Annotated in this window: 4 protein-coding genes and 1 pseudogene; 4 read left to right on the forward strand and 1 reads right to left on the reverse strand. The window is 66.6% G+C overall.

Annotated features, from left to right (window positions below):
• The 3 genes from VB737_RS06000 to VB737_RS06010 form a co-directional block, all read left to right on the forward strand.
• The coding region (locus VB737_RS06000; protein ID WP_500311965.1) for a hypothetical protein at positions 1-308 on the forward strand (308 nt) is incomplete at its 5' end.
• A 113-nt stretch (positions 309-421) separates the two neighbouring features.
• The gene (locus tag VB737_RS06005; RefSeq protein ID WP_500311967.1) at positions 422-1,492 is read left to right on the forward strand and encodes a PhoH family protein; all 1,071 of its coding nucleotides are present in this window, start codon (positions 422-424) and stop codon (positions 1,490-1,492) included.
• Between the two features lie 39 nt (positions 1,493-1,531).
• Positions 1,532-2,896 carry an FAD-dependent oxidoreductase gene (locus VB737_RS06010; protein ID WP_500311969.1) on the forward strand — a complete coding sequence of 455 codons (1,365 nt, stop codon included), beginning with the start codon at positions 1,532-1,534 and terminating at the stop codon, positions 2,894-2,896.
• Here the strand turns inward: VB737_RS06010 and VB737_RS06015 are convergent.
• On the reverse strand, positions 2,854-3,036 hold the full coding sequence (locus tag VB737_RS06015; protein ID WP_500311971.1) for a hypothetical protein: 183 nt from the start codon (positions 3,034-3,036) through the stop codon (positions 2,854-2,856). The two genes, VB737_RS06010 and VB737_RS06015, sit on opposite strands and share 43 nt — an antisense overlap.
• A gap of 27 nt (positions 3,037-3,063) precedes the next feature.
• Here VB737_RS06015 and pdxA point away from each other — a divergent pair.
• Positions 3,064-3,369 (forward strand): annotated as a pseudogene (pdxA, locus tag VB737_RS06020) (4-hydroxythreonine-4-phosphate dehydrogenase PdxA); the annotation flags it as partial.

Raw genomic sequence — 3,369 nt, forward strand, 5'->3', positions numbered from 1 at the left:
CGGGCTGCGTCGAAAGCTTCGAGGGGACCACACGTGCCACGGGCAATGTCCCCGTCCGCGCCGTTGGCGAAGATTTTGGCCGTGATTCCGGCAGTCTCAGCCGGTTGCAGGCGGGCATTTATATCGATCCAGATGGCTGCCACATCTGGATGATCGACGATGGCCTTGAAGGATATTGGTCGCGCCGCCGCGATCCTGTCTCGGGCCTGCCGGTATGCACCGCTGTCGCGCCGCCCAATTCGATCATCGGCGATATCACATCGGGTAGCGATTTCCCGGATCGTGTGCCGCGTTCGGCCAACAGATAATCCGCGATTCGATGCTGTTCTCGGGCATCTCCCCCATGGGAGGTGCCCGTTTTTCATGCGCCAAGCACTACAGGATAAAGAAACTTTCGTGACAGTGACCACAAGCTGTTGCGTTGCGCCGCCTGCATTGCCACAGTCAGTTCAGGCGCAACACCAAACCGGAGCGCAATTTGGCGATTACCCCTCTGGCGGCCCCCCCCGATGGCACCCCGGTCGAGCTTTCGATCGAGTTCCCCGATAACCGTCTGCTGATCGAGCTTTGCGGAGAATTCGACCGCAACCTTGCCCAGATCGAGCATCTGCTCTCGGTGCATGTTTTGCATCGTGGCAATCAGCTTGCCGTGCTTGGCGACGCGCGCGAAGCGGCGGCGGAGGTGCTGAAGAAACTTTATGCCCGGCTCGAGGCTGGGCGCGGTGTTGAACCCGGTGACATCGACGCGGCGATCCGCCTTGGCGGCTCGGTCGAGGGTACGGGCGTGCGCGCGGGCGATCAGATCGAGATGTTCCAGCGTGGCTCATTGGAGATCGGCACCCGCAAGAAAACCGTCGAGCCCCGCACCGCCGCGCAACAGGACTATGTGCGCAATCTTTTCGGCCATGAATTGGCCTTTGGCATCGGGCCGGCGGGTACGGGCAAGACCTATCTCGCGGTTGCGGTCGGTGTGAACCAGCTGATCGGCGGTCAGGTCGACAAGATCATCCTCAGCCGCCCCGCGGTCGAGGCGGGTGAGCGCTTGGGCTTTTTGCCCGGCGACATGAAGGAAAAAGTCGATCCCTACATGCAGCCGCTCTACGACGCGCTGAATGATTTTCTGCCCGGCAAGCAGCTGCAAAAGCTGATGGAAGAAAAGACAATCGAGATCGCGCCCTTGGCCTTCATGCGGGGGCGGACGCTGTCGAATGCCTATGTTGTCTTGGACGAGGCGCAAAATGCCACCGCCATGCAGATGAAGATGTTCTTGACCCGTCTGGGCCAAGGCTCGCGCATGGTGATCACCGGCGACCGCAGCCAGGTCGATCTGCCGCGCGGTGTGCCGAGCGGTCTGGCCGAGGCTGACCGCATCTTGGGCGGGGTCAAGGGGATCACCTTCAACTACTTCACATCCAAGGATGTCGTGCGTCACCCGATGGTCGCCAAGATCATCGAAGCCTATGACGCGGACGCAGGCGGTCAGCCGGGCTAGCGTGCGATGGGGGGCCGGCGGCGCTTTCTGGCCCAGTCAATGGCTGCGTCGATCGCCGGTTTGGTGGCCCCGCGCAGTGTCGCTGCGCAAGCCGGCCGTCTTGATACCGATTTCATCATCATCGGGGCGGGTGCTGCCGGCATTGCCGCCGCGCGAGTTTTGTTGGGTCTTGGCCGTCGTGTCGTGGTGCTGGAGGCGCGCGACCGTGTTGGCGGGCGGGCGTGGACATCGACCGAGGCGCTCGGCTTGCCGTGGGATCGGGGCGCGCAATGGCTCCACAACGGGCGCGACAACCCGCTATGGTCCTTGGCGCGTCGCGCAGGCCGCGACCCGATCTGGAGCGATTTCGAAAATATGCAGGTCACCGGGCCTGATGGTGCCGCACAGGCGCTTTTCGCTGGGTTCGACGCGCTGGATGATCGGATCGACCGGGCCGCCACTCAAGCCACGGCCCAGACCCGCCTTGATACGTTGATCACAGGCGCGCCATGGGCGGATGCGGCGCTATATCTTTCGGCGCTCTCGATCGGGGGTGACCCGGCCCAGATCGCATTGCACGACGCGGCGATGATGGAAAGCGGCGCGGATGCGTTGGTGCCGGGCGGGCCGGGGGGCTTGCTTGGCGCATTGGCGCAAGGCTTGCCCATCCAGCTTGGTCATGTGGTCCGCGCCATCGACATGCGCGCGGGCGATCATCTGGTGGTGTCGGGCGATTTCGGCCAGCTTTCGGCGCGTGCAGTGCTGGTGACGATCCCGCCCGATGCCGGCGGCCGCGATCCGGTGCTGGAGTCCCTCGGGCCCCGGCTGCGCCAGCTGGCCCCGGCCTGGGTGGGCTACCTCTCCACCACCGGGGTCTACGGCGCCACCGGCGGCGCCTGGGTGGACGAGAGCAGCCCGACCCGGCCGCTGCTGGAGCGCAGCCAGGCCCGGCTGGCCTGCGAACAGGCCTGGCGCCGCAGCGGCCTGCCGGTGCAGCTGCTGCGGCTGCCCGCCATCTACGGCCCCGGCCGCAATCCGATGGTGAGCCTGCGCAACGGCACGGCCCGGCTCATCCACAAGCCCGGCCAGGTGTTCTCGCGGGTGCATGTCGACGACATCGTCGGCGCCGTGCTGCACTGCATCGCCCTGCCCCCCGAGGCCAGACCGGACACCCTGATCCTGGCGGACACCTTCCCCTGTCCCTCCAGCGAGATCCTGGGGCTGGCCGCCCATCTGCTGGGCTGCCCGCTGCCGGAGGTGCAGCGCTACGAGGACGTGGCGGCGGCCATGGGCCCCATGGCCCGCAGCTTCTGGAGCGAGAATCGTCGGGCCAGCAGCCGGAGGCTCAGGGACGACCTCGGCTACCGCCTGCTCTACCCCACCTACCGGGAGGGGCTGGCGTCCTGCAGCGGGGACTTCTTCTGAGCGCCGAAGATCGAAGGATCGATCAGGGACGACAGCCCCGTGTCCTTGCCCATCTTCTCCCAGTCGACCACGACCCAGCTGTTGCGGAAGGCGAGCCCCCCACCCAGCAGCAGCACGCCCAGCACCAGCAAGCGGACCATGAACCGACCCCGACAGCGCCCGATGGCATGAAAACTACTGCGGATCGCCTCGTCATCGCCCTGGGGGATCCCGCCGGCATCGGCGCCGAGGTGACCCTCAAGGCCCTCGCCCGGCCGCGGCCCGCCGGCCAGGAGGTGGTGCTGGTGGGCTGCGGCCGCTGGCTGCGGGACTGCCACCGCCAGCTGCTGACCCGCAGCGACGCGCCCCTGGCCGACCCCGATGCGTACCCCCTGGTGGACATCCCCCTGGAGCAGCCGGTGGTCCCGGGGGTGAGCAGCCCCGCGGCTGGTGCCGCCAGCTTCGCCTGGCTGAGCGAAGCGGTGGCGCTGGTG

This window comes from Synechococcus sp. BA-120 BA3, from assembly GCF_034931285.1.
GTDB lineage: Bacteria > Cyanobacteriota > Cyanobacteriia > PCC-6307 > Cyanobiaceae > Cyanobium.